General features: G+C 44.4%; 22 protein-coding genes, 1 tRNA gene and 1 riboswitch. Of the genes, 15 read left to right on the top strand and 8 right to left on the bottom strand.

Annotated features, from left to right (window positions below):
* Window positions 1–40: 40 nt before the first annotated feature.
* Together ACED45_RS17040 and ACED45_RS17035 are read left to right on the top strand one after the other, a co-directional pair.
* Complete coding sequence (locus ACED45_RS17040; protein ID WP_371714545.1) at window positions 41–1,291, top strand: excinuclease ABC subunit B; 1,251 nt, start codon at window positions 41–43, stop codon at window positions 1,289–1,291.
* Between the two features lie 19 nt (window positions 1,292–1,310).
* Entirely contained in the window at window positions 1,311–1,751 is a 441-nt protein-coding gene (locus ACED45_RS17035; RefSeq protein WP_102286074.1) for a hypothetical protein, read from the top strand.
* Between the two features lie 205 nt (window positions 1,752–1,956).
* Here ACED45_RS17035 and ACED45_RS17030 read toward each other — a convergent pair.
* Window positions 1,957–2,032, bottom strand: a tRNA-Asn gene (locus tag ACED45_RS17030).
* Window positions 2,033–2,541: 509 nt separating this feature from the next.
* On the opposite strand from ACED45_RS17030, the gene uvrB reads away from it, so the two are divergent.
* The 3 genes from uvrB (at window position 2,542) to luxU (ending at window position 6,632) form a co-directional block, all read left to right on the top strand.
* The gene (gene uvrB / locus ACED45_RS17025) at window positions 2,542–4,572 is read left to right on the top strand and encodes an excinuclease ABC subunit UvrB (protein WP_371714544.1); all 2,031 of its coding nucleotides are present in this window, start codon (window positions 2,542–2,544) and stop codon (window positions 4,570–4,572) included.
* A 302-nt stretch (window positions 4,573–4,874) separates the two neighbouring features.
* A complete protein-coding gene (gene luxO / locus ACED45_RS17020) occupies window positions 4,875–6,263 on the top strand; it encodes a quorum-sensing sigma-54 dependent transcriptional regulator LuxO (RefSeq protein WP_004734031.1) in 1,389 nt (462 codons plus the stop codon).
* Window positions 6,264–6,287: 24 nt separating this feature from the next.
* Window positions 6,288–6,632: a quorum-sensing phosphorelay protein LuxU gene (luxU, locus tag ACED45_RS17015; protein ID WP_102433499.1), complete on the top strand. Its 345-nt coding sequence runs from the start codon at window positions 6,288–6,290 to the stop codon at window positions 6,630–6,632.
* Window positions 6,633–6,766: 134 nt separating this feature from the next.
* Here the strand turns inward: luxU and ACED45_RS17010 are convergent, their stop codons facing one another.
* Window positions 6,767–7,654 (bottom strand): YvcK family protein, encoded by an 888-nt coding sequence (locus ACED45_RS17010; protein WP_371714543.1) that lies wholly within the window; start codon window positions 7,652–7,654, stop codon window positions 6,767–6,769.
* 194 nt (window positions 7,655–7,848) lie between these two features.
* A riboswitch (molybdenum cofactor riboswitch) is annotated at window positions 7,849–8,001 on the top strand.
* Here ACED45_RS17010 and moaA point away from each other — a divergent pair.
* Entirely contained in the window at window positions 7,990–8,979 is a 990-nt protein-coding gene (moaA, locus tag ACED45_RS17005; protein WP_371714542.1) for a GTP 3',8-cyclase MoaA, read from the top strand. Its footprint overlaps the riboswitch before it by 12 nt.
* 339 nt (window positions 8,980–9,318) lie before the next feature.
* Here the strand turns inward: moaA and ACED45_RS17000 are convergent, their stop codons facing one another.
* A complete protein-coding gene (locus ACED45_RS17000) occupies window positions 9,319–10,359 on the bottom strand; it encodes an acyltransferase (RefSeq protein ID WP_371714541.1) in 1,041 nt (346 codons plus the stop codon).
* Between the two features lie 122 nt (window positions 10,360–10,481).
* A complete protein-coding gene (locus ACED45_RS16995; RefSeq protein ID WP_371714540.1) occupies window positions 10,482–11,438 on the bottom strand; it encodes an AEC family transporter in 957 nt (318 codons plus the stop codon).
* A 160-nt stretch (window positions 11,439–11,598) separates the two neighbouring features.
* Here ACED45_RS16995 and ACED45_RS16990 point away from each other — a divergent pair, with 160 nt between their 5' ends.
* Window positions 11,599–12,192, top strand: a complete 594-nt coding sequence (locus ACED45_RS16990) for a TetR/AcrR family transcriptional regulator (RefSeq protein WP_132974699.1) — start codon at window positions 11,599–11,601, stop codon at window positions 12,190–12,192.
* A gap of 221 nt (window positions 12,193–12,413) precedes the next feature.
* Window positions 12,414–13,262 carry an alpha/beta hydrolase gene (locus ACED45_RS16985; RefSeq protein WP_371714539.1) on the top strand — a complete coding sequence of 283 codons (849 nt, stop codon included), beginning with the start codon at window positions 12,414–12,416 and terminating at the stop codon, window positions 13,260–13,262.
* Between the two features lie 112 nt (window positions 13,263–13,374).
* Here ACED45_RS16985 and ACED45_RS16980 read toward each other — a convergent pair whose 3' ends face one another.
* Both ACED45_RS16980 and ACED45_RS16975 read right to left on the bottom strand, forming a co-directional pair.
* Window positions 13,375–15,915 carry a glycosyl hydrolase family 18 protein gene (locus tag ACED45_RS16980; protein WP_371714538.1) on the bottom strand — a complete coding sequence of 847 codons (2,541 nt, stop codon included), beginning with the start codon at window positions 15,913–15,915 and terminating at the stop codon, window positions 13,375–13,377.
* A gap of 453 nt (window positions 15,916–16,368) precedes the next feature.
* Window positions 16,369–16,833 (bottom strand): DUF2850 domain-containing protein, encoded by a 465-nt coding sequence (locus ACED45_RS16975; RefSeq protein ID WP_017092427.1) that lies wholly within the window; start codon window positions 16,831–16,833, stop codon window positions 16,369–16,371.
* Window positions 16,834–17,140: 307 nt separating this feature from the next.
* Here ACED45_RS16975 and ppnP point away from each other — a divergent pair, with 307 nt between their 5' ends.
* Window positions 17,141–17,422 carry a pyrimidine/purine nucleoside phosphorylase gene (ppnP, locus tag ACED45_RS16970; RefSeq protein ID WP_017082986.1) on the top strand — a complete coding sequence of 94 codons (282 nt, stop codon included), beginning with the start codon at window positions 17,141–17,143 and terminating at the stop codon, window positions 17,420–17,422.
* A 251-nt stretch (window positions 17,423–17,673) separates the two neighbouring features.
* Here the strand turns inward: ppnP and ACED45_RS16965 are convergent, their stop codons facing one another.
* A complete protein-coding gene (locus ACED45_RS16965; protein ID WP_371714536.1) occupies window positions 17,674–18,546 on the bottom strand; it encodes a pirin family protein in 873 nt (290 codons plus the stop codon).
* 158 nt (window positions 18,547–18,704) lie between these two features.
* Here ACED45_RS16965 and ACED45_RS16960 point away from each other — a divergent pair, with 158 nt between their 5' ends.
* Window positions 18,705–18,989, top strand: coding sequence for a hypothetical protein (locus ACED45_RS16960; RefSeq protein ID WP_146492574.1), 285 nt, complete (start codon window positions 18,705–18,707; stop codon window positions 18,987–18,989).
* 25 nt (window positions 18,990–19,014) lie between these two features.
* Here ACED45_RS16960 and ACED45_RS16955 read toward each other — a convergent pair whose 3' ends face one another.
* Window positions 19,015–20,205 carry a GGDEF domain-containing protein gene (locus tag ACED45_RS16955; RefSeq protein WP_371714548.1) on the bottom strand — a complete coding sequence of 397 codons (1,191 nt, stop codon included), beginning with the start codon at window positions 20,203–20,205 and terminating at the stop codon, window positions 19,015–19,017.
* A gap of 314 nt (window positions 20,206–20,519) precedes the next feature.
* Here ACED45_RS16955 and ACED45_RS16950 point away from each other — a divergent pair, with 314 nt between their 5' ends.
* The 5 genes from ACED45_RS16950 (at window position 20,520) to ACED45_RS16930 (ending at window position 26,326) form a co-directional block, all read left to right on the top strand.
* A complete protein-coding gene (locus tag ACED45_RS16950; protein WP_146492573.1) occupies window positions 20,520–20,858 on the top strand; it encodes a DUF1840 domain-containing protein in 339 nt (112 codons plus the stop codon).
* Window positions 20,859–21,260: 402 nt separating this feature from the next.
* Entirely contained in the window at window positions 21,261–22,655 is a 1,395-nt protein-coding gene (uhpT, locus tag ACED45_RS16945; protein ID WP_146492571.1) for a hexose-6-phosphate:phosphate antiporter, read from the top strand.
* Window positions 22,656–22,872: 217 nt separating this feature from the next.
* Window positions 22,873–23,481 carry a transcriptional regulator UhpA gene (gene uhpA, locus ACED45_RS16940; RefSeq protein WP_017061545.1) on the top strand — a complete coding sequence of 203 codons (609 nt, stop codon included), beginning with the start codon at window positions 22,873–22,875 and terminating at the stop codon, window positions 23,479–23,481.
* Window positions 23,481–24,977: a signal transduction histidine-protein kinase/phosphatase UhpB gene (gene uhpB, locus ACED45_RS16935; protein WP_371714535.1), complete on the top strand. Its 1,497-nt coding sequence runs from the start codon at window positions 23,481–23,483 to the stop codon at window positions 24,975–24,977. Before uhpA ends, uhpB begins: the two co-directional genes overlap by 1 nt.
* Before the next feature lie 8 nt (window positions 24,978–24,985).
* On the top strand, window positions 24,986–26,326 hold the full coding sequence (locus ACED45_RS16930) for an MFS transporter (protein WP_146492568.1): 1,341 nt from the start codon (window positions 24,986–24,988) through the stop codon (window positions 26,324–26,326).
* The last annotated feature ends 20 nt before the right edge of the window (window positions 26,327–26,346 follow it).

Here is a 26,346-nt window from a genome sequence, read left to right as displayed (position 1 = left end):
TCGAGCCCGAGTGTTCTTTGGATTATAAATTCATCAAAGTATGCTCGCGCCCTGCTTCAAAGGGGCTGATGAGTATGTTGCGTACGATGATCCTGCGACAGCCTGTGATATCTTTAATGCCAAAGTAGAATACATTAACAATCACCTAGAGCAGCAGGGTTTACCTGGAAAAATTGCGAACCTCTGTCAGCATGCCAGAATAGAAGATGGTCAAATTGAAGAGCAATTTATTATCACTTCTCAGAATGGTGCTTATAGCTATGGTAAGGAGAAGTACAAAATTCATGAACAGGTTGATGTCGCACGTACCATCGATTTGTTGATGTTTTCTCAGTCAAATAAGACTAACTATATTATGGCGGTTGACGGTAGCATGAATGTCACGCGTCAAACCCTTGCCGACGGAGGCTATTTTTTCGAGTGGGAAGATGAGAAAGTTGCGCCACACTTTTATTACCCAGAAGGATACTTAGGTCAGATCTTCCATGGTAATTCTCAATTTAATTTCATGTCAGGTGACAATGCCTACAATTGGGCTCACAAGAAAGCCGTTGATGAGGCTCCTAATAATGCGAAAGAGCAATCAAGGCTGACTTGGAAGTACTTGTCTGAAGAGTGTGAAAACGATAAAAACAACGATTACTGTCTCCCTCAAAGACGACATGGAAATCTGTTTGTGAACCAGCAAAGCTTTCCAAGTTCGAGTAATTTGAACAAAGAGATTTCGTTAGCTGAGAGTACGTCTTTTAGTTTCGATATTACTGGCTCTTTTGAAGCGAGCAAATCAGATGGTCCGTCTGCTGGTCTGGGTGTTGGCTTTGGTTTTAGCCAAACTAAAGAATCGAGTCAGACACACAATATGTTGAATTACACCTCGGTTGATGAAGGCAATGATATCGGCCACTCGGTTGTCCAGACTATTAATACAAAAGCTGTGGGAGAAGCTGGGTATTACAGAGATGCTCCATCTGCAGAATTTTGGCATGTAAAGAACGCTGCTGAAATTTGGGGTGAAGACCTGTACCGAGTTTACGACCTAAAGAGCTATGAGACGTGGCAAGAAAACTACACTGCTGATTGGAATACTTGTGTTGACCAAAAACTGGTATTCGGCAATGCGGTGACGGTTTCGCGCGCCTATCTCAATATGTATGGCAGTAGTTGGTCAATTAATGAGAATGAGTCAACTTTATACCAAAGAGATTCTAACTACGGCATTACGATCGATACCGATTGCGATATTGACGATAAAGGTCAAACGTTCCGCATCATGAAAGAAACAATTCTTTAGTTATTAGAGGGTAAAGAGAATGAATTTTGTTAAAAGTACTGTTTTTGCTAGTACACTGCTATTGTCTTTGGCTTCTAATGCTGCGAGCCTATCTACCATTGGAACGCAAGATAATGGTGTGTTCAATGAGATGCAGCAAATCCAACTGAAGTCTGCTGGAGAGCGAAGCTCTGCGAAGTCTGCGGATATCTTTTTTATTAATAGTAATGATGTTCAAGTTGAAGATCTGACTAAAGAGCTACTGAAAGATTTTAACTCTATCGTGATCGTTGGCGACTCATTCAAAAATAAAGAATTGATGATTAAGTTGGTTGGATTTGGTATTGAGAGAGAAGTGGTAGCCATCACTAATATCCACGATTCATCGAAGCGTCAGATCAATACCTACAGTAAAGGCGATCAAGCTGGCGATGATAAGGTAGCTGCGGTTTTGACGGACACGATCGCTCGTCACCTATAATGCAATATAAATGGATTCTACGAGATACCCATTACTTCTCGGGTAGTTTGTAGTCTCAAAAGTTAAGTGAGCCACGGATTAGTTCGTGGCTTTTTTGATCAACGATGAACGTGAGCGGCTAGGTTTGTGACATTAACTTGGAACAAGTTAGTCGCAGTTACATACGAAAAAAGCCCAATCGAAAGATTGGGCTTTTTTCTGAATTTGGCTCCCCTTGCAAGACTTGAACTTGCGACATACGGATTAACAGTCCGCCGTTCTACCAACTGAACTAAAGGGGAATTGCTTGTTAGCGACGCGAATTCTAATAATTGTCCGAATTTCTGTCAATAAAAAATATCAGAAAAAAGTAAGATAAAAAACTTTACTTTCTTGAACACCTTATTGGATTTAGCTTTGCTTTAGTTATCCACCAAAATTGTGGATAAGTGTGTGTGTGAAACTTTAACAACAATCATTGGGATAAATCGAAAAATGTAAAAATCTTATCTAACTCAATGTATTTAAAAGATTTATATCAAAATATCGCGATTGTATAACTTTTGTAGATTATAAACCGAACAGTAAAACAAGCGGTATTTTTAGATTTTTTGGGGAAAAGTAGTGGATTAAAAATCGAGTAATTTAGCTGAAGAGATCTTGCAGGGGCACGGATAATACCAAGTTCTAAAAATAAAAGCTATAACTGATATCTGATCTTAAGATGCATTTCTCTAGATAATAGTTGCAACGACACTCCACCTAGAGTGACAATGACCTGATTAAAAAAACAGTATGGAAATGGCGACCTATGAGCAAACTCTTTGACTTGGTATCGGACTACAGCCCGTCCGGTGACCAGCCGACGGCGATAACCAAATTATTAGATGGACTAGATTCTGGTTTGGCACATCAAACTCTATTAGGGGTAACGGGCTCTGGTAAAACCTTTACCCTTGCCAACGTCATTTCCCAATCTCAAAGACCTGCGATCCTATTAGCGCCTAACAAGACATTGGCGGCTCAACTTTACGGTGAGATGAAATCTTTCTTTCCAAACAATGCCGTTGAGTATTTCGTTTCTTACTATGATTACTACCAACCTGAAGCCTACGTTCCAACCACGGACACGTTCATCGAGAAAGATGCGTCTGTGAACGCTCATATTGAACAGATGAGGCTCTCGGCAACCAAAGCCTTACTAGAACGAAAAGACGCCATCATTGTGGCTTCTGTGTCGGCGATATACGGTCTTGGTGACCCTAAGTCGTATTTGAAGATGATGCTTCACTTGAGTCGTGGTGAGGTGATGGATCAGCGTGATATTTTGCGCCGTTTGGCTGAACTGCAATATTCAAGAAACGACGTCGCTTTTGAACGTGGTCAGTTTCGAGTCCGTGGTGAAGTGATCGATATCTTCCCGGCTGAATCTGACCTAGATGCGGTTCGAATTGAGATGTTCGATGACGAAGTCGATTGCATTAGTATCTTTGATCCACTGACTGGTGCGATTAAGCAAAGAGACTTACCGCGCTTTACCGTTTATCCAAAAACTCACTATGTAACCCCAAGAGAAAAAATTCTCGAGGCGATTGAGAACATCAAGGATGAATTGCGAGATCGTGCTCAATACTTAAAAGACAACAATAAGCTTCTCGAAGAGCAGCGTATCTCTCAAAGAACTCAATTTGATATTGAAATGATGACTGAGCTTGGCTTCTGTTCCGGTATCGAAAACTATTCACGATACTTGAGCGGCCGTGCGGAAGGGGAAGCGCCTCCAACGTTATTTGATTACCTGCCTGATGATGGTTTGCTGATCATCGATGAGTCACACGTGACTGTGCCGCAAATTGGTGCGATGTATAAAGGTGACCGTTCTCGTAAAGAAACCTTGGTCGAGTTTGGCTTTAGATTGCCTTCTGCATTGGATAACCGTCCAATGAAGTTTGAAGAATTTGAGTCTATAGCTCCACAAACGATTTTTGTGTCGGCAACGCCGGGTAATTACGAGATTGAAAAATCCGATGGCGAGATTGCTGATCAAGTGGTGCGTCCTACTGGCTTGTTAGACCCGATCATTGAAGTAAGACCGGTCGCGACTCAGGTGGATGACTTGTTGTCTGAAATCAGAATCCGTTCAGTGAAAGAAGAGCGCGTGTTGGTCACAACATTAACTAAGAGAATGGCGGAAGACTTAACCGAATACTTAAGTGAGCATGGCGTTAAAGTGCGTTACTTGCACTCTGATATCGATACCGTTGAGCGTGTCGAGATCATCCGAGACTTACGTTTGGGCGAGTTTGACGTGTTAGTGGGTATTAACTTACTTCGTGAAGGTTTGGATATGCCGGAAGTATCGTTGGTGGCGATTCTTGATGCAGACAAAGAGGGCTTCTTGCGTTCTGAGCGTTCTCTGATCCAAACCATTGGTCGTGCCGCGCGTAACCTCGAAGGTAAGGCGATCTTATATGGTGACTCGATTACTAAGTCGATGAGAAAAGCGATTGATGAAACCGATCGTCGTCGTGAGAAACAGCAGGCCTACAACGAAGAGCAAGGTATTACACCACAAGCGCTGAAACGTAATATCAAAGATATTATGGAGCTGGGTGACATCACCAAGTCGAAACAGCAGCGTCAATCTAAGCAAGTTCCACTATCTAAGGTGGCTGAGCCATCTGAAAGTTATGCAGTGCTTACGCCACAGCAGCTTGATAAAGAGATCAGTAAGCTAGAAGCTGCGATGTATCAGCATGCTCAGAATCTGGAGTTTGAGCTGGCGGCGCAGAAGCGTGATGAGATTGAACAGATGAGAAAGCAATTCATTACCAACAGCTAGTCTCACTTCTTACTCAAGAAGTTCATACCCTCAAGATAAGAATTGAGAGTGGTTCAGACAAAAAAACAGCCAGTAGTAATTGTTCTACTGGCTTACGTTTGTGAACACTCGGTTCACTAACAACGTCAGTTGGCTAGGTGACCCGAAGGTCATTTATATTACTGCATCGTTCGTGCCAGATAGATAAAACATTGATTGTTTGAAGTAAGTAAAAAAATACATCACAAATATTGTGGCTAATTTGCATAATGCAAAGCGGAATGCGACTATAATAAGAAATGCAAATTATAAATGGCTAGGATATGCAATCAAAAACGTTAGATAACAAATCAAAGTATTTGTTGATGGTCGAGGATACGGCTTCAGTCGCAGCGTTATATCGCTCGTATCTTACACCGCTCGAAATTGATATCAACATTGTCGGCACTGGCCGCGATGCAATTGAGAGTTTGAATCATCGAATCCCTGACCTTATTTTATTAGATCTACGTCTGCCTGATATGACGGGTATGGATGTGCTCTTTGCTGTAAAACAAAAGTACCCTGAAGTGCCCGTTATCTTCATGACAGCGCACGGCTCTATCGATACCGCCGTAGAAGCAATGCGTCATGGTTCTCAAGATTTCCTTATCAAGCCATGTGAAGCCGACCGACTTCGTATTACGGTGAACAACGCAATCCGTAAGGCTACCAAGCTTAAGAACAGTTCGGAACATCCGGGAAACCAGAACTATCAAGGTTTTATTGGCAGTAGCCAAACTATGCAGCAGGTTTACCGAACTATCGATTCCGCCGCATCGAGTAAAGCGAGTATTTTCATTACCGGTGAAAGTGGTACGGGTAAAGAGGTATGTGCAGAAGCGATTCACGCGGCGAGTAAGCGTGGTGATAAGCCTTTCATCGCCATCAACTGTGCGGCAATTCCTAAAGACTTGATTGAAAGTGAGCTGTTTGGCCACGTAAAAGGTGCCTTTACTGGCGCGGCAACGGATCGCCAAGGTGCTGCTGAATTGGCTGACGGTGGAACACTGTTCCTCGATGAGTTGTGTGAGATGGACCTTGAACTGCAAACCAAGCTTCTGCGTTTTATTCAAACCGGTACTTTTCAAAAAGTCGGCTCTTCGAAGATGAAGAGTGTGGACGTTCGTTTTGTGTGTGCGACCAACCGTGACCCTTGGAAAGAAGTACAAGAAGGTCGCTTTAGAGAAGATTTATACTATCGTTTATACGTGATTCCGCTGCACTTGCCGCCACTGCGCGAGCGTGGTGAAGATGTCATCGAGATTGCGTACTCGTTACTAGGCTATATGTCGGTCGAGGAGGGGAAGGCGTTTGTGCGTTTTGCTCAAGAAGTACTTGATCGCTTTAATCAATATGAGTGGCCGGGTAACGTTCGTCAGCTACAAAACGTGTTGCGAAACGTGGTGGTTTTGAATAACGGTAAAGAGATTACTCTAAACATGCTTCCGCCCCCATTGAACCAACCGATTGAAAACAGCCTGCGATTGAAAGAAAAGCAGAATGAAGACATTACGGTAAAAGATATTTTCCCATTGTGGATCACTGAGAAAACGGCCATCGAACAGGCCATTAAAGCGTGTGATGGCAATATCCCCCGAGCAGCAGGCTTCTTAGATGTGAGTCCTTCGACCATATACCGTAAGTTGCAAACGTGGAATGCGAAGCAGTAATCACCAAACAATAAGAAAATAATAATGACGAAAGTATTAAATCAGCAAAAAGTTGATGAACTTGCCGGCGAAATAGGGCAAGAGAATGTCCCAGTATTACTGGAAATATTTTTAGGTGAATTGAAGGGATACCACGAGCACCTAGAGCTAAACAAAGATACCGATACGTCTAAGTATTTGGCCGATATCAGCCATGCGTTGAAGAGCAGTGCTGCGAGTTTTGGTGCCGATTCTTTGTGTAGTTTTGCTATTAGCTTAGACGCAAAAGTGAAGCAAGCATTGCCTGTGACAGATATTGATTTTCAAGATATGCAGGAACTTCTACTATCGACTTATACTGAATATCAGCAGTTGATGACTGATCTCTAAAGCGGTTAATCGCTAAATCTACAGGTAGAGATACAGAGACTAAAAAAGGAGCATGATGCTCCTTTTTCGTTTTTACCGGCTTCTGGTGTTTAGCTTAAGCCACTAAGCCACTAAGCCACTAAGCCACTAAGCCACTAAGCCAGTTGAGCCCGAATCGCTTGTTGAAGTTTTAAACGGTCATGTCGCCAATCTCGATTAGGAGAGGCAAGATCGGTGGTCACGCAGTTCCAAAGCCCTTCAAGTTCAGGGTGCGGCGCATTGCCCAGCACAACATCAATTTTTCTCGCTTTGCAGGTACGTTCACACCATTCAAGCTGTTCTTGAAGCGTCATTTTTCCTGCAGGACCGTGTTCTGGAGATAGGTTTTCAATGAAGATAACTTTTGCCTTGGTGTTTCCAGCGATTGCTTTACCAATTTCTGGTAGTAGCAGCGGAGGCATCACACTGGTTAGAAAGCTGCCTGGGCCAAGTACAATACAGTCTGCTTCTTCCACCGCGGCAACGGCCTCTTTGGTCGCTGGCACTTCTGGCGACAAGTCCATCATGCGCAGTTTTTCTGTCATGTCATCAACGTTGGTTTCGCCGGTTACCCAACGTCCGTCCATTGATAGGGCTGTGAGGTCAGAAGGGTGCTCGGTCATCGGCACGATATTGACGTCGACCTTGAGCATATTTCGAATTAGGTTAATCGCTTCTAGTGGGCGAACCGAGAGGTTGTCTAATGCCGTGAGCATCAGGTTACCCAAGTTATGACCGTCGAGTTCACCTTGGCCGCGAAAGCGGTATTCAAACATCATCGAGCTGATTGAAGGTTCAGTGATCAATTGGTTGATACAGTTACGAGTATCTCCCCAAGCGATACCACCTTGGCAGTCTCTAATTCGTCCGGTTGAGCCGCCATTATCCGTTGTTGCAACAATGCCAGTTGCGTTGTTACCAAAGTCTTTTAGTGCAGCAAGCATACGACCTAAGCCATGGCCTCCACCGATTGCTACGACCTTCTTTGAAGCGTAAATATTCATTTTTTGTTCTTGTTAGGTTATTACCAACTATAATTTAGGTTAAATGCTTCTCGCTATATACTCAACAAGAGTTATTTTGAGCGTTTGATACGTTTTTTTTGCCGATGTGACCCGTTTTTTACCATCAGAGCTAGATTCACGTACAAATATTAAGTATTTTATTACTCAGCTACTGCACGTATGAATATGACGTGCGGTTGCCATAACTCCGAGCTCTCGCATGCTAAGTCGCACAGTGGTATTTGCTGTACCGATACGCATCAAGAGCCAGTGACATGTTGTCACAAGGGCTTAATTGGAAATGATTATGCCTCCCGTGTTTGGAAAGGTGTTCCGTGGCGCAACAATTCGAAGATAGATTCCATCGCAAGTTTTATTACATGCGCTTGTCGGTTACAGACGTCTGTAACTTTAAATGTACTTACTGCTTACCAGATGGTTACAAACCGTCAGGGCAAAAAAACTCGTCTTTTTTAAGTGTTCCCGAGATCAAACGCGTTGTTAAAGCGTTTGCAGATTGTGGTACCTCAAAGATCCGCATTACAGGCGGAGAGCCGAGTCTGCGTAAAGACTTTCCTGAAATCATACATACCGTTGCTTCTACTCCAGGCATCGAAAAAGTAGCCACCACAACGAATGGCTACCGCATGGAGAAACAAGTAGGGCAATGGCGTGATGCTGGTTTAACCCATATAAACGTTAGCGTGGATAGTTTAGATTCACGTATGTTCCATCAGATCACTGGTGAGAATAAGTTTACTGAGGTTATGCGAGGCATTGATAAAGCGTTTGAGGTTGGCTATGAACAAGTCAAAGTCAACGTTGTATTGATGAAAGACCTCAACAGTCAGGAATTACCAGCCTTCCTTAATTGGATCAAAGACAAACCTATTCAATTACGTTTTATCGAGCTGATGAAAACCGGCGAGATGGACGAGTTGTTCGATAAACACCATGTCTCTGGCGTTGCGATTCGCAATCAGCTTATTGCTAACGGTTGGCTGTTAAAAGTCAAAGCGGTTAACGATGGTCCAGCACAAGTGTTTGTCCACCCAGACTACAAGGGTGAAATTGGTTTGATCATGCCTTACGAGAAAGACTTCTGTGAGAGTTGTAACCGACTGCGTGTTTCTGCGACTGGTAAACTTCACCTATGTCTGTTTGGCGACCACGGTGTTGAACTGCGAGATTTGATTCAAGAAGATCAACAAGAGCAAGAGCTCATTGATCGAATTCAGGCTCAGCTTCAAACCAAGTCTGTTAGCCACTTCTTACATGATGGCAACAGCGGCATGACTCCAAACTTGGCGTCAATCGGCGGTTAACCCGCTATACATACTCTAAAGCATTTTATCGCTCAGCTTCTTTAGGCTGGGCGAATCAGTCTAGGGCGTGTTGCTCTTTCGAGCTGATTTTTGCAGCGACTTGCTGGGTATTTATACAACGCAGAGGCTTTGATGTGTAGCTAGCCTACATGAGAAGCCGATAACGCAGTAGAAATGACCAGCAAACGCTGCCCGAAGGGTTCGGCTAAAAGCGTTTTACTCTTTGTTGAGGGAGATTTGCTTAGAATGACTAGGCTATTTCTCCCTCGCCGCGATTAAAACGCTTTTGACTAGGCGTCCCCATCCGAACAAAATTTAACCGCGAAAGGTCAACACGCCCTAGCGAAGTAGCACGCGTCGCAGTGGCGTTTTCTCGATTCCAGCAACCAACCCAAAGCTCAACAATACGGTGCCAAAAAATACTGTAACGTCTTTTGCCAATTCCGTAATGCCTAAGATTCCACAGACATTGAACAATACGATAATGATCAGTAAATGGCTTACGTAGATACCCAGCATGCGATTTGAAATGGCACGAACCCAAGCGTAATTGCCGATGTTTGGATTTGCTAAAAGCCACATGAACACACCAATCCCCCACAAAGCCGTACCAAATAAGAAATCGTGAATATTAAAGGCGATATCAAACTGGGTTAACCATGCTGCTTCTGAAAAATGGATGATCATTCCCACAGCGACTAACCCCAACGCTTTTGCTGATGATAGGTGCCATTGGTGTTGGCGAATCAGAAAACCAGCGGTAACGAGTAAAGTGCTAAAGAACGGACCATTGCGCGTGAAGAAGGGTGCTTCTAATCCGGTTAGCGTTGCGTAGCTTCCTGCCAAAGCACCGTAGCCATAGAGCGCAATAGCGATCGGCAATAGAAGTTTATTGAGCTTCAATTCAACCAATAAAGCGATGATCAAAACGGCACACACAAGTGCAGGAATAAACCACAAGTGCACCAACCCACCCTCTAAGAAAGAGTTGAGCGGGGTGTTCATTAAAAAGCCCCAATAGCCTTGGCGTTCGCCTAAGTAACCGAACTCTTCCACCTTCGCGAGGTTGAATGGCATGACTAGGCAAATGATGCTCCAAACTAACCAAACCTTGAGTAGTGGCTTGGAGTAGTTGACCACGGTTGTCCAAGGCGATGCGGTCAGCTTAGGTTGAATCAGATACCCTGAGATAAGGAAGAAAAGAGGCACAGCGAAGCGAGCGGTTTGGTTAAGTACATAGCCAATCCAAGGCACTTCATCGATTTGCCAATAAGTAAGTGCCATTTGGCCATGTAAGCCGATGATCGCCAAGATAGCAATCACTCGACCCAACTCAATACTGGCGATGCGTTGTGAAGGCGTATGTTGAACGGAAGACATATCAGATCTCTAAGAAAATTTTCGTAGAATCTAACAGCCTTTTTATTGAACCAGTTAGCGCTAAATCAAGGGTTGCGACCTTTGTTTTAAGGCTTATCTTGATTCTTTGAAGCCTGTCGCAGCTATATTAAATCCATTGCAGTAAGTGCAAAAATACCGAGAGTACAAGTGATAAGAGAAACAACGGTAGTAAGCGCGATAATATTGGCAGCCAATGTTGAATTCCCGCCCATCGCACGTGCCATAACATAGCTCGCAGCAGCGGTCGGCGCGGCGCTCATCAAGAAGATAAGGCCTAGATCTAATCCTCTAAAACCGAAGAACAGGGCAGCAAGCGTGATCAGTAGCGGAGCTAAAACCAGTTTGTATCCGGTAGAGAACCAAGTTGGGCCCTTATCTTTTTTCAGCGAGCGTATATCAAGCGACCCTCCCGTGCACAAAAGGGCTAACGGTAACGTCATGTTTGCGAAATATTGCCCTGCATCAGTCACCATTTTCGGTACTGGGATCGATAGTAAGTAGAACAAGACACCTGAGGCGATCGAGATAATCAAAGGGTTTTTGGTGAGTGTTTTAACGATTACTTGAATGGCTTTGTCACCCGACTCCTGGCCCTTTGGAGTGAGCGCGATAACGGCCTGAATATTATAGAGAACCGTCAAGGAGGCGACATAAAGAGCAGCGAGTGCGACACCATCGTTGCCGTATATATTGGCAACGTAAGCAAGCCCGATAATAGCGGTGTTGGCGCGAAAGCCACCTTGCACCATCACACCTTGGTCTTGAGGCTTTTTAAAAGCCATTTTAGTGCTGACAGTGGTGAACACGAAGAAGGCTAGGTTGGCTAACAAGCCAAAAATGACGAGCTTTCCACTTGCGGCAAAATCGTGGTTAGACTGAACAATGCTGAGAAATAGCATCGCGGGTAGAGTGACTTGAAACACCACCTTGGATGCGACATCAATGAAGTTGTCATTGATTAAGCCAATTCGCTTGAGCATCACACCAAGAAACAGCATTAAACAGATAGGGCCCGTTACTGACGCCGAAAACGCAAACTGTTCCCAAAGTGTGTTCATTCTTCTTCCTTTGTTAATCGATTTCAATTTCCTTGAATACTGTCGCATTTTTCCACAATTATTAGACAAGAGAAATTAATTCCCAGTGGTTAGGCAAAAAACTTTGAAAAAAAGAACGAACGTGCTAAAAATAAACCATCAGATTTATCATTGGTGAATAATGAGCAAAGGAAAGATAACCAAAGAGTATATTTTGAGTCATGCATTCGCGCTTGCGAGTGAGAACGGGCTTGAGAGTTTAACGATTGGTGAATTAGCCAAGCAGTGTGGTATGTCTAAGAGTGGCTTGTTTGCACACTTCAACTCTAAAGAGAACCTGCAGCTCTCTGTACTCGAATATTCCAACGCCATATTCACTGAAAGAGTCATCATTCCTGCGAGAGAGTTGGGCGACGGTGATATTGAAGCCAAGCTTAAACAACTGCTTGATAACTGGTTGGGTTGGAATCATTCATTCCAAGGCAGCTGTATGTTTATTGATGCGTGGAAAGATTCGGGCAGTGAAACGTCTGTGATTCAGAAAGCGCTGCAGAAAACCATTTCGGTTTGGATTGATTACTTGACGATTCAGGTAGCAAAAGCGGTGGAGAGCAAGCAATTTAGAGCCGAACTAGACCCAAAACAGGCAACCTTCGAGTTATACGGTCTCTACTTGAGTGCGAACTTGTTCTATTCGTTGCGAGGCCAACAAGCGAGTCACACCCATTTTTGGAGTGGTGTAGAGCGCTTAATTGCCAGCTGGAAAGCGGTTTAACGAGTAAGCCGTTTAGTTCGTAAAACACTTAGTTCGCAAATCATAGAGTTAGAAAAGCATGTGAGCTTTGCTGATGTAAGGTCTAACAATTTTAAGAGAAGTGGCGGCAAGCAGTCATAAAAAGCGCTATCGCCATTTTTTATATTAATAAATAGCACGGTCGTTCGATTTTTCGGGCCGAGCTCGATCCGCCAATGATGATGGCGATACAAGGAACGGTCATGAGTGACAAAATCTATTTTAATACATCGAACAAATTCAGCTTCAAGCGCAGCTTTATTGGTGCAACAACTAACCTGCATTACATTCTCGCGCCGAGCCATGCGAAGAAAACTGCGCGAAAAATGTTGCTCACGCCAATGCGAACTGAGCAGAAAAACGCTGATCCACAAGGGTTGATTAAGAGTGAAATCAAAGGCCGTGATGGCGTGCTAAAAACGTACTCTCTGGGTACAGGTCCAGTTTGGGTGCTGACTCATGGTTGGTCTGGTACGGCGAGTCAGTTCTTTCCTCTTATGGAACATATCGCAGCCAAAGGTTTTACGGCTCTGGCTTACGATCATCCTGCTCATGGTGGCAGCGATGGTGTACATGGTCATATTCCTGCGTTTGTGAACGGTCTTGAAGCGATTCTAGATTCGGTGGGTGAGGTAGCTGGTTTGGTCGGTCATAGTATGGGGACGGCTTCTGCGTTGGAATGTAAGCACGTCAAATTGGAAAATAAGCCACTATTGCTGATTGCACCTGTACTGGATTATCTAGAAAACCTATTTGGCAGCGTTGCGCGTTCTGGCTACTCAATGAAACTGTTCGAGGCGGTAGTTGGAGAAGTCGAAGAGCAGTTTAACTACCCAATTCAGTCTGTTGATCCCTATGGAAAGCTAGCGCTTCGAGAGTCTCAGACGATCATCGTTCATGATGAGCAAGACAAGTTTACTAAGTTTGATGTGTCTCAGCGTGCTGCGAATGAAATGGAACGCGTTACTTTGATTGCTACTCAAGGTCAAGGTCACGGGCGAGTAATGAAGTGCCCGCAAGTATTCGAGAGCTTTGATAACCTGATTGGTTAAGGTTAACTAATCAAATAAGTAGAACGTGGGTTAAGAAAACAAACACGAAAAAGGCCAACCAGACATTCTCTGGTTGGCCTTTGCTTTTAGTTGGCTTTAGCTAATCTTGTTCTTAGTTAGCACAGCTTGCTGGGCCGATCTCTTTCCACACGCCCCATTGGCCTGTCGTTGTTGGATCTTCACCAGTTGTCCACCATTTCGCTTCCCAAACCTTACCGCCTTGAGTCACTTGGTCGCCGCCAGTGTAAACCGCACCTGAATCCCAAGCGTTAGTACACGTACCGCCGCCTGTGGTTTTCTTAAGAACGTTCACTGAAGTAGCCGCTACTGATGTCTCTGTGCCATCGCTGACCGTTACAGAGAAGTTCAGCGTTGTATCTTGCGTGTATTCCGCCGCGACAAAGCTCACTGAAGAACCTTGAACAGTCGCATCAATACCAGCAGGCACATCCCATGTGAAGGTCAATGTGTCTTGGTCAGCATCGCTCGAAGCCGAAGCATCAACCACGACTACATCACCCGCATTGACTTCTGCCGGAGCTGTAACTACTGCAACTGGTGCTGTGTTAACCGGGCCTGTATCTTTAGGGTTTACCGTTACAACAACGGTGTCTGTTGACGTTGCGCCTTCGTTGTCTGTTACGGTTAGACTAAAGGTCAGTGTCTCTTGTTGAGCAACCTCAACAACATCGAAGCTTGCAACCGCGGCATTGGCATTCGCCAGCGTTACGGCTGTTCCGCTTACTTGCGACCACACGTAGCTCGCAATCGTGCCGTCGCTGTCTTTTGAAGCGCTGCCGTCTAGAGATACAGAAGCTGGGCCTTCAACCGCTTGGTCTGCACCTGCAGCTGCCGTAGGTTTGCGGTTGACAGGATCTGTTGTACCGCCAGCAAGACCTTCATGCATTGCGTTTAAGATATCGCCGTTGTCCGCATCAATTTCCCAAGAGAATAGACCCGCAAGGCCAAGGCTACGAACGTACGCGCCTTTTGCTTTTACCGAGCGGTCATCATCAAATGTGATTAGCTGACCTGAAGTACGGTTCCAAACGTAAGGCGCTTCTGCCATTTCGTCGTAACCATATTCAAAGCCGTTGATGCCTTGGTTATTCGCGCCAAGCATGTTCGCTTTAATGCCTTTGTAATCAATAACGCCATCTTCCCATACACCTTGCGCAGAGCTACCTTTCAGTTTGCCGTTACCAACACCTGTCATAGGGTCGCTAGGATCAGAAAGTGTTGATGGTAATACACCTTCCCAACCACGACCGTACATTGCTGTACCAACGACTAGCTTGTTAGCTGGAACGCCTTGCTCAAGCAGCAATTGGATACCGTTGTCAGTGGTGTAAGCTGGGCCTGTGTATGGTTCGCCATTCTCATCAACACCTGAGCCATCACACTGGCCAGGACGCATGAAGTTACCGCAGTTTAGTGCCGTTTGGTGACCCAACACGTTGTTCCAACCACCGTAGAAGTCATAAGTCATTGCAAAGATGTAATCCATGTACTGGATAGCATCGCCGTAGTTCACGTCTTCAATCTTATCGTGACCAACACCGATCGCTGAGGTTAGTTCATAAGTACGGCCATTTTCTGCTTCTAGCTCATCGAGCATTGCGCGCAGCTCTGCCATCAATGCGATGTATGCTGGGCCATCATTTACTGGGTCACCAAGATCTGGCGCAGCACCACCACCACCAGGGAATTCCCAGTCAATATCTACACCGTCATAGAATTTCCATGTGTTTAGGAATTTTTTAACCGATGCCACAAAGGTGTCTCGGTTCGCTTTGGTTGTGAAATCGAAGAATGGGTCTGACAGTGTCCAACCACCAATCGATGGTATGATTTTCAAATCAGGATTACGCTGTTTGAGTGCCATCATCATCGCGTAGTTACCCTTGATCGGTGAGCTGTATTCGTGGCCCGCTTGAGGGAAACTTTTCTGGAAAGCGGCCCATGGGTCATGAATCACCACTTCGTAATCGTTTACACCCTGACAGGCTGTCATGAGTGCGTTGTAGCTGTTGCCGCCTACCGATTTTACTGATTCATTAGGACCACAAATTGGGATGAAGCCATAAAGGATATGGGTCAAGTTGTCAGCGGGTAGGTTATCAACCGTGTAATCACGACCATAAATACCCCACTCAACAAAGTAAGTGCCTACTACCGTGTTTGGGTCCGTATTGTATGACTTGTTGTTCGGATCAACATTCATTGCAAGTGGCGCTAAGTGTGAACCATCGGTATCTGCAATCGTGATCTGAACGGGAGCACTTTTGGCGCAGCCTGTTTCGTCACACGCCTCGATTTCCATCTGAAATAAGCCGCCTTGGCCGTATTCGAATGAAGCTGTAGTTTGGCTACCAGTAATAGGGCCAGTGGCCACTTTAACGCCATCGAAGTAGATGTTGTACGTGTTTCCTGACGTTCCGCTCCATTGGTTGAACTTGACGTCGACCTTTGCTTTGTCGTGATATTTAACCATCTGGTTGTAGCCAGAAGTGGTTTCCATCGCGAGTTCAATTTTAGAAAACTGCAGGTTGTTGGAACCGTACATGTCGATGCTAGGTGCTGTTGGAGCAGCTAATGCTGTACCAGATAGCGCTAGAGCAATGCTTGCCGCACAGGTATTAATACGAATCATACTTTTTCTCTCATTCCTTGAAGGTTACGAGAACCAAATGGCCCCATAAACGGCTCCAGTCAGTTTTGAAGGAGCTTCCCAGTCAGTATTCGAGAGAGTTTTAATTTTATAACTGAAAATAAATCCGTTTTCGATGGACAACTAAAAAATAGTATTTCGTTACAATTCTGTTGCTTAATGAGTGAGAGGCTGAGTCCATGTTTTATAAAATAAAACACCCTTCAGAAGTAAAATCTCATAAGTGAAAATCCACGACATGAAGTTATGAAAAGATGCGACAAACGATAAGAAAATATCGCAAGTTGAAGCAGTATCACAAAGCGAAGTGTGTTGGGTGAGCGGCGCAGATCGGTAGGTAAATATGAAAGTAGTGATGCGGAGAATACTTTTTACGGAGAAGACTATTATTTAGATGACTGTTATTTAGATGACTGAAGAAGACTGAGAAGGGGATTATCTTTTGAATTGCTCGGCTAAGGAAGCGCGTCTTTGTTGCATCACACTGTGGGTATCACCAGCTGCAGTATCCTCGTAGCCTTCTTTAATAAATTGCTGAGATGGTACGCTTGGCTCTAGTCGTTTCAAGCGAGGAGAATCGTAAGTACCACTGATGGTGTAGACGGTGGTTCCAGAGCCTGTGCTAATCGTGACAATCTTGCCATCAAAATCAAACGAGGTAGCAATGAGGCGATGATTCATCATTACACCATTATCTGAAAGTGTCAGGGTATCAGTATTGTAAGGTGGTGCCGCAATCTCTATCCATGTGCCATAGACATTGCTTGGGCTGACAGATTGTTGGTGGGCTTGGTAAGCAAAATAGCCCGCGGTGAGGGCAATCATAAAGCCAGCTAATAGGAAGCTGTAGAGTAACGAGTTGGCAAATAAATCTCTGCTTTTGACCGACTTTTTTGCCATTATTTCTTCATTTTCCCACTGATATTATTTTAGATTCTATTAACTAAAACCTTAGTTTGCAAAAATTGTTATAAGAGTTAGAAGCAGGATCGAATGTTCCAATAAATTTGGTTGCGTTGGCGATTTTTTGCCTGATTCCTTGGTATTTACGTTATCAATGAAAGCGAATTCAAGAAATGCCTAAGCTATGCGTATTTATTTCTTGTAGGACAGTCTCGAATTGGTTAAAACAATTATCACCTAGATTTACGCATAGGCTCATTCGTTGAGTCCAATAATTGCAATTTTGAGATAACAAGGAAGTACAATGATTAAAGAAAACACATACTTTGAAGGTGGCGTTAAGTCGTTAGCGTTTAACCAAGCTGGTGCTGATGTGAGTGTTGGTGTGATGGAGGCTGGCGAATACACGTTCGGTACTGCGGCTCCAGAAAAGATGACCGTTGTTAAAGGTGCTTTAATTGTAAAGCGTGTTGGCGATGATGACTGGACGACATACCAATCTGGTGAGTCTTTTGACGTTGCGGGTGATTCTTCATTCGACTTACAGGTAAAAGAAGCGACAGCTTACCTGTGTGAATATCTGTAACTCGCTCTAAATTCGTTTAATCAGGGCATCGTTTATCTCTGATTTAATAGAAAAAAAACCACGCTCTAAGAGCGTGGTTAAATAAGTGATAGTAACCGGCAGTGGATAGTGTCACTTGTTTTTGCAGTCATCAAATGGATGACCAAATCGTTGTTCGTTGCAAAATATCTTCAATCTTCAATCTTCAATCTTCAATCTTCAATCTTCAACTTCAATTCAAAGCTAAAAGCTCAAAGACAGACATCTGTAAATCAGTAAGTCTCAAATACGCCGTTGTTGTAATCCTGAATAGTCTGTTCAATCTCTTCCATTGAATTCATGACGAACGGACCATAGTGCACAACAGGTTCATTAATCGGTTCACCAGAAAAAACCAGTACACCTGAATCTTCTAAGCTGTCTAAAGAAAGCCATTCAGCTTTGGTGAGCAGGGCAAGCTGACCTTGCTTGATGACTTTGTCGCCGATCTTAATGCTGCCTCGGTACACATAAGTCATGGCATTGTGATTAACATTAGTCCCTAACGTCACTTTTTGCCCAGCATGAGAGCGCCAATCCGCAACGCTTAATGGCACACCTGTTTTCTGTAATGGACCCTGCGCTCGTAAAGCCTCTGAATCATCGTCAGTTTGGTTATGCAGTTCAAACCCACCGGCTATCACTCTCAATAAACCACGTTGTTCACTTTGGTGTTCTGTAATGCTTTCACTCTGGAAGTCGTGATATTGCGCGGGCAGCATTTTGTGTGACGCAGGCTGATTTATCCAAATCTGAAAGCCATGCAGTGCGCCTTCTTCCATCATTGGCATTTCGCTGTGAATAACACCACGACCCGCGGCCATCCACTGTGCGCCACCGCTGCGTAGCTCTCCAACATTCCCCATGTGGTCTTTGTGTTGAAAGTGACCTTGGAGCATGTAAGTGAGCGTTTCTATACCACGATGAGGGTGCGGAGGAAAGCCTCCAACATAGTCTTTGCTTTCATCCGACTTAAGTTCATCAATCATCAAAAATGGAGAGAAACGCGTGTTATTGAAGCCAGCGAGTCTTTGGATTTTGACGCCATCACCATCGGAGGTGGCATGTGCTGCAATCACATGATCTACTACTCTTACATTCGTCATTTTAAAACCCTCATAAACTTGAATAGCTGTAGTTTATGTAATTTGATTGAAAAAGAAGATGGCATAGCGTTGAGTGACTTATTCGAAAATCTTGAACAGGTAACAAGATGAAATTATGTCTATACTTGAGTAGAGAGTAGACCGCCAAGGAGGCCGCTATGGCAGTTCAGCAAAAACATGGCGAAAGGCATGGTCGGATGGGTTTTGATAACGACTTTACAACGGAGCAAGGTCAGCGTTTTACAGAGGTTGCAAACAGCGCGGTTAAACGCCGCGTGAAAAAACGTGAGATTGAGGCGCCGTTTATTCAGTCGGCTAAGCAAGCCGCTTTTAAAACAGTGGTGAGGCGACCTAAAGGTAATAACCCAAACCGAACACGGCAAGTCATATGGATTATTATGCTTGGGTTAGTGAGCCTTTGGCTTATGTACCTTGCAGGTTAGCAGCACCGATGAGTTATAGTACTGGTTAGCGTTGACGCATTTTTAATCGCGTCACATTGTTCCCTTCGACCTGCGCTTCAAGACAATCTTTAAGTTCAGATGAATCAGATTCTAAGCCGGCTAGGTTCGTCGGTAGTTCTTCAATCAAGGACGATACTGGATTATCGTGATAATAAGCGTATCGGCTCTTGCCTGAATGCTTGGCAACATACATCGCTTTATCAGCACACCTAGTCAGTTCATGTAATTCTTGAGCGTCTTGTGGGTATAAAGAAACCCCAACACTTAGCGTCAATTCCTTGATTCTCTCGTTTGTTTGGCAACCGCTTTCGAACAGCCCGCAAATCCTATCTAGAATGCCGTCTAAATCTTTACGAGTTGGCACATCGTAGAGCATTAAAACAAACTCGTCTCCAGCAAAGCGCGCGATGGAATAATCGTATTCATGGTTTTTTCTGTCTCTGGTTCGAATGTTGTTGCTCAAGCGATTGGCAAAATGCTGCAAGACACTGTCTCCGACGTCGTGCCCGTAGCTGTCATTAATGCCTTTAAAGTCATCAATATCCAAAAAGACCAGTGCCGTAAGTGATCGCTCACTATCGACTGTCGCAAGTTTTTCAGCCGCCCAGCGCTCAAAGCTCCAGCGGTTTGCCAAGCCGGTAAGTTGGTCTCTGTAGGCAAGATCTTCGATGCCTTCTTTATACAGACGTTGAATATAACTGACGGCTTTTGTGTAGTAATAGGCAGATGTATGACACACCAAGCTCATGGTAAATAAACTAAGAATAAATCGATGGGTACTGTTAAAGGGTAAAGAAAAGTTGTTAGGCATAGCGGTAATCAAGGTGCTGATAAACACACAAAATGAGGTGCTCAAAATAATGCCAATTCTGAAATCGTTAATGAAAATGACTGCCGCCAGAATCGGGTAGAGCCAAAGTATCCGGTCGGGAATAGCATAACTGTACAAAAATAGGATGAGGCCTTGAACTAGAAGGACTCCGCTCAGGATCAATTCTGAATATTCAGGATTAATAACTTTTTTTACGTAAAATGCATTGGAGATAGCGATAAGTGCAAAACACAGTTCGAAAATCGACAGTGTGTAATGCTGACCTTGGAAATAAGCCCAAGTGTAGAAAATGAATAACACAGCGGCAGTCAGTGAAAAGGAGTAAACAATTTTTTGTTTGCGAGTGGATCGTATGTCCGCCATTTCTTCTAGGTGTCTGCCGACGAGCCTTTTCATGTGATTTATGCCAAAGATTTTGATAATGGAGTTAATAGTAGATTAAATAATAGCCGTTGCGGAGTGCTAGTCGTCTTTTTAGTGTGACTGTTATCAATGTTTTGGATTAAACATGGTTAACCTATAATTATCGGTGATGCGTGTCGTTGGAGGTGCAAAACTGCCTAGTAACGAGTAACTTAAGGTTCGATTTAGAAGAAGCGATTTGGTGATTATCTACTTGCTTTCCAGTGCGTTACTCAACATAGTTTGTAAACTACCAAAATTAAGAGAGGCTCATTATGTTAATCACCTTTAGTTGTAAAGCCCATGCTAGCGTCACGATGTTTGGTGAAGTCGGCCTTCAGTTTATCAAGATGCTTGGGCACAGCGGTACCATTCCAGGTGCTATTGATGCTTCAGAGGTTCCTCAAGCGTTAAATAACTTACGTGTTGCGATTGCCTCTGAGCAGAGCAAGCAGGTAGAGCAAGAGAATGTTGGTGACGACAATGAAGAAGAGGCTGTTGAAGCGTCTGTTAATATCGGTAGCCGAGCGTTCCCACTGGTTGAATTATTAAAAGCCGCCATCAAGGATGAATGCGAAGTGATGTGGGAAGACGGCAGCGGTAAGCGACTGTAGTACGATTTGCTCGAAGCGTAACAAGCCTATTGCATCTATTTTAATAAGAATGAATGTTGAGCCAGTATCGGTCATATCATGGAAATTGACGGTGATGAACCGATACTGGCGCTTTGTTTGTTGCGAAGTGTTTAGTTTGTTTCTGTTTGTTTACAAGGTTCGTCAGCCTTGAAATGAGTGATTTTTGTTATCGTAATATCAATACATAACAGAACGTAAACAAAGTGATACTGTTCACGCTTTCTTCACTCCCAATTCTGAACTAAGAATTTTTCCTAGTTATTCTAAGACCCTCTCTCATGCGGTCGATTTTTAGACTCCTTATTATTTCACGGTCAACTAACAAAATGCATGGTCGCAATTATGCCGTGCAGACCTCATGAAAAAATAAGAGAGTTCACAATGTTAAAGTTCCTAGATCAGGTTAGAAAACCGACGCTGGATCTTCCGGTCGAAACTAGAAGAAAAATGTGGTTTAAACCATTCCTACAATCTTACCTTGTCGTGTTCATTGGTTACCTAACCATGTATTTGATCCGTAAGAACTTCAATGTCGCGCAAAACGACATGATTTCTACTTATGGATTATCAATGACGGATCTAGGTCTTATCGGTCTTGGTTTCTCAATTACTTATGGTATTGGTAAAACCGTCGTTTCCTATTACGCCGATGGTAAAAACACCAAGCAGTTCCTGCCATTCATGCTTGTCCTGTCTGGTATTGCCATGTTGGGCTTCAGCTTCAGTATGGGTGGTGGCAGCGCTAGCTTATTCATGATGGTGGCCTTCTACGCATTAAGTGGTTTTTTCCAAAGTACAGGTGGCCCTTCAAGTTACTCAACCATCACTAAATGGACGCCTCGTAACAAGCGTGGTTCATATTTAGGTCTTTGGAATATGTCACATAACGTGGGTGGTGCGGGTGCAGCTGGTGTTGCTCTGTTTGGCGCTAACTACCTATTTGATGGCAATGTGATTGGTATGTTCGTTTTCCCATCTATCATCGCGATTGTGGTTGGCTTTATTGGTATGCGCTTTGGTAATGACTCTCCAGAAGCCTACGGCCTAGGTAAAGTTGAAGAGTTGTTTGGTGAAGAAATCAGCGAAGAAGATACAGCCGCTGAAGAAAATCAAATGACCAAGAAAGAGATCTTTGTTGAGTATGTTCTTAAAAACAAGGTGATCTGGTTGCTCTGCTTCGCGAATATCTTTTTGTACATTGTTCGTATCGGTATCGATCAATGGTCTACCGTTTATGCGTATCAAGAGCTAGGTCTATCAAAAGAAACCGCGATTTCAGGTTTCACACTGTTTGAAGTTGGCGCACTGGTCGGCACGCTAATGTGGGGTTATTTATCAGACCTTGCGAATGGACGCCGTGCTTTAGTTGCTTGTGTATCGCTTGGCCTGATTATCGTTTCGCTAGAGTTCTACCAGCATGCAACGAGTGAGTTCATGTACCTAGCGTCACTGTTTGTGCTTGGTTTCCTAGTATTTGGTCCTCAGTTGCTGATTGGTGTTGCTGCGGTAGGTTTCGTGCCGAAGAAAGCAATCAGTGTTGCGGATGGCGTGAAAGGCACATTTGCTTACTTAATTGGTGATAGCTTTGCCAAACTTGGCCTAGGTATGATTGCGGATGGAACGCCTATTTTCGGCTTAACGGGTTGGAAAGGAACGTTTGCTGCACTCGATACTTCAGCGGCTATTTGTATCGTATTGCTGCTATTCGTTGCGGTTGCCGAAGAGAAGAAGATTCGCCACGCTAAGAAAATGCATTTAGCGGCTCAAAACGCGTAGCGAGTTTGGTGAGCCTGTTCTTGTGTATTTGCTCTCGCGCATTTGTGGTCGCAAAGAGAGTTTCGGGTAGATAGTCTCACGTGATTTATTGGTTTAAAGCACGTGAGATCATACCAATCGTTAGTTCGATTCAGTATCATCTCTATCAATAAACTTAATTTTAGATAGCTCCTGTTGGGGCTATTTTTCTTTCTTACTCTTAATTTTGGTTAATATCATGATTAATGTTGCGCTTGTTGATGACCACGTCATTGTTCGATCTGGCTTTGCTCAATTACTCAGTCTTGAAGCTGATATTACGGTCGTGGGTGAATTCAACTCTGCGGCAGAAGCGCGCCTAGGATTGCCAAGCTGTCACCCTGATGTCGTGATCTTGGATATCTCAATGCAGGACGAAAGTGGCCTGAGCTTATTGGAAGAGATTCCATCTGGCATTGCCAGCATCATGTTGAGCGTTCATGACTCTCCGGCGATGGTTGAGAAGTCATTAGAGTTAGGAGCCAAAGGTTATCTCAGCAAGCGCTGTAGCCCTGATGAGTTAATCCAAGCCGTACACACGAGCGCAAATGGTGGCTGTTATCTCACGCCTGATATCGCCATAAAGCTTGCGACACCCATGAAGAATAAAGCCTCTTTAAATCAGCTCACCCGCAGAGAAAGTGAAGTGTGCCAGTTATTGGCAACAGGGCTCGATGTAAAATCTATCGCCGTAGAGCTAGGGGTTAGCCATAAAACGGTGCATGTACACCGTGCCAATGCGATGGACAAACTCAATGTTAAGAATAACGTCGAGTTAGCGAAACTGTTTACACAAGACCAGTACTAATGCGTTCTTACCTAGCCACCTCCCTGTGTGGGTTTTTTATGGCTGGCTGTGCATGGTTCTGTTTATGGGTTATTGCCTTCTATTTCATTAATGACCCTGAGTTAGCGATTCTGCTTTTCCCGTTTTCACTTCGACTGGGAATGACGCTGCACACTCACACCCACTATTGGCCTGCCATCTATATTGCAGAGTGGGGGCTCGCGATTGCTTTAGCTCTACTGCTTGATGAACCTCAATGGCTGACGATACTCATCGCCAGTGGATTGAGTATTCCTGCTACGCTAATTGCCAAGCGTTATTATTCTGGTGACCAGAATCGTCACTTGTTAGTGATGGCGAGCTTAATCATGGTCACAGCATTCATTAACGTTGCCGTGGTGGGTTCTCATGTTCCGGCTGTTTACATGGTGTGGTTGGTGAGTATCACTGGCGGATTGATGCTGGTACCGATGTGTTATCTAGTCTGGAACTACCTATTCCAAAACAAGTGGGCGCCACTGAGCTCTTACTTAATCAATAATGTCGTTGAGTTCAAAATCCGTCACATCGCTTTATATAGCGTCTTGTTGGTCGCCAGTATTTTGATACAAACCAGTTTGCCTGATGAACTAAGGCGCTTCGCCCCGTTCTGTATGGCGATCCCTATTATCTTGCTCGCGGTTCGTTACGGGTGGCAAGGCGCTCTGCTTGCAACAATGTTAAATAGTGTCGCGTTGATTGCAGCCCACAGCGGAACATCCAAACTCGAAATTACCGACTTGCTCTTGTCTCTGTCTGCTCAAACCATCACCGGTATATTACTTGGTTTAGCGGTTCAAAAGCAGAAAGATCTCAACTTGAAATTGCGAAGTGAACTTTCCAGGAATCAAAATCTTTCACGCCAGCTAGTGACGGCAGAAGAGTCGGTTCGTCGTGATATAGCTCGTGAGCTGCATGATGAAATAGGCCAAAACATTACGGCAATCCGTACACAGGCAAGCATTATTAAACGCGTCGATGCCGCTGAGATGAGTGTTCGCTGTGCAGGTACGATTGAGTCATTGTCTTTGAATGTTTATGACACCACCAAACGTCTACTTACAAAACTAAGACCTAAAATGTTGGACGATCTTGATCTAAAAGATTCCGTGGAACAGCTTATTCGGGAGATGGAGTTTTCGGACCATGGCGTTGATATCCAGTTAAATTGGCAAGGTGATTATTCATGTTTGAGTGACACGCTCAAGGTCACTCTCTTCCGACTCTGTCAAGAGTCATTAAATAACGCCCATAAATATGCTCAAGCGAGCGAAATTAGAATTGAACTGATTTTAGATGAGCAGGCTTACCTTCAAATCACAGACAATGGCGTTGGTTTTACAGCGCAAGATCTTCTTAAAGGAATGGGGGTTCGCGGTATGCAAGAGCGTGTTCAGGCGCTCGGCGGCAAGATGACAATCAACGCTAATGGCTCATCTTCGGGTACCAATATCAGCGTTACATTACCTAAAGTGTGAGAACGAATATGTTTGGATTTCTGCGCTCAGCTACGTCAAATACTCATGCTCTAACAGATGATGAAGTCAACCAGAGTTATCGCTACTGGCGTCTCCACATCATGATAGGAATGTATGTCGGCTATGCGGGTTTTTACTTCACTCGTAAAACCTTTAATTATGCCGCGCCCGCAATGATCACCGATCTTGGTTTGGACAAAGGAGATATTGGCTTAATTGGCACGCTCTTTTATCTTTCTTATGGTTTATCGAAATTTATTTCAGGCACGATATCGGATCGCTCAAACCCGCGCTACTTCATGGGGCTTGGCTTAATCGCGACAGGCTTGATCAATATAGCGTTTGGCTTTTCTAGTTCTTTGGCGGCTTTTATCTTGCTTTGGGTGCTCAATGCATGGTTCCAAGGTTGGGGCTGGCCATCGTGTTCTAAGTTATTGACGACTTGGTATTCTCGCTCCGAAAGAGGCTTTCGCTGGGCAATCTGGAATACAGCACACAACGTGGGTGGGGCGCTAATTCCTATTCTTGTGGGTTATCTGACGCTGCAATTCAGTTGGCGAGCGGGGTTTATTTGGCCGGGTGTGATTGGCGTTTTTATTGGTCTGATTGTTTGTTGGCGTTTGCGTGATAAGCCCACCACCATGGGACTTCCGACGGTAGGAAAGTGGCGCAATGACCATCTAGAGTTGGCACAAGAGAGCCACGGGCAAGGGTTAAGCTATCGAGAAATCCTGAAAACCTACGTGTTCAGCAACAAGTATATTTGGTTGCTCGCCTTTAGTTATGTGTTGGTTTACATCGTAAGAACGGCGGTTAACGACTGGGGTAATTTATACTTAACCGAAGAGCACGATTACAGTTTGATCAATGCGAACGCAGCTTTGTCTCTGTTTGAGATTGGTGGCTTTGTTGGGTCACTTGTTGCTGGGTGGGGATCGGATAGGCTGTTTGGTGGCAACCGCGGTCCAATGAACATCCTGTTTGCGATTGGTATCTTCCTCTCGGTATCCGCTTTATGGCTTATGCCTTTAACCAACTTTGTGTTTCAAGCAGCTGGGCTATTTTGCGTTGGCTTTTTTGTTTTTGGTCCTCAAATGCTTATTGGCATGGCGGCGGCAGAATGCTCGCACAAAGACTCTGCTGGGGCGGCGACAGGCTTTGTTGGCTTGTTTGCTTACATGGGTGCAGCACTCTCGGGTTATCCATTAGCGCTCGTTCTAGAAACTTATGGCTGGAGTGGATTCTTCATTACCATCTCTACTTGTGCTGCGGTCATCGGTTTACTGCTACTCCCTTTTCTACAAGCTCAATCACCTCAGAAAAGTGCAGAGGTTCGCTCTGGCTTTTAAGGAGCCTTCTCGATAACAAG

This window comes from Vibrio crassostreae, assembly GCF_041439375.1.
In the GTDB taxonomy this organism is placed as follows: Bacteria; Pseudomonadota; Gammaproteobacteria; order Enterobacterales; family Vibrionaceae; genus Vibrio; species Vibrio crassostreae_D.
The sequence above is the reverse complement of the archived record's forward strand: the minus strand, read 5'-3'. Positions and strand labels throughout refer to the sequence as shown.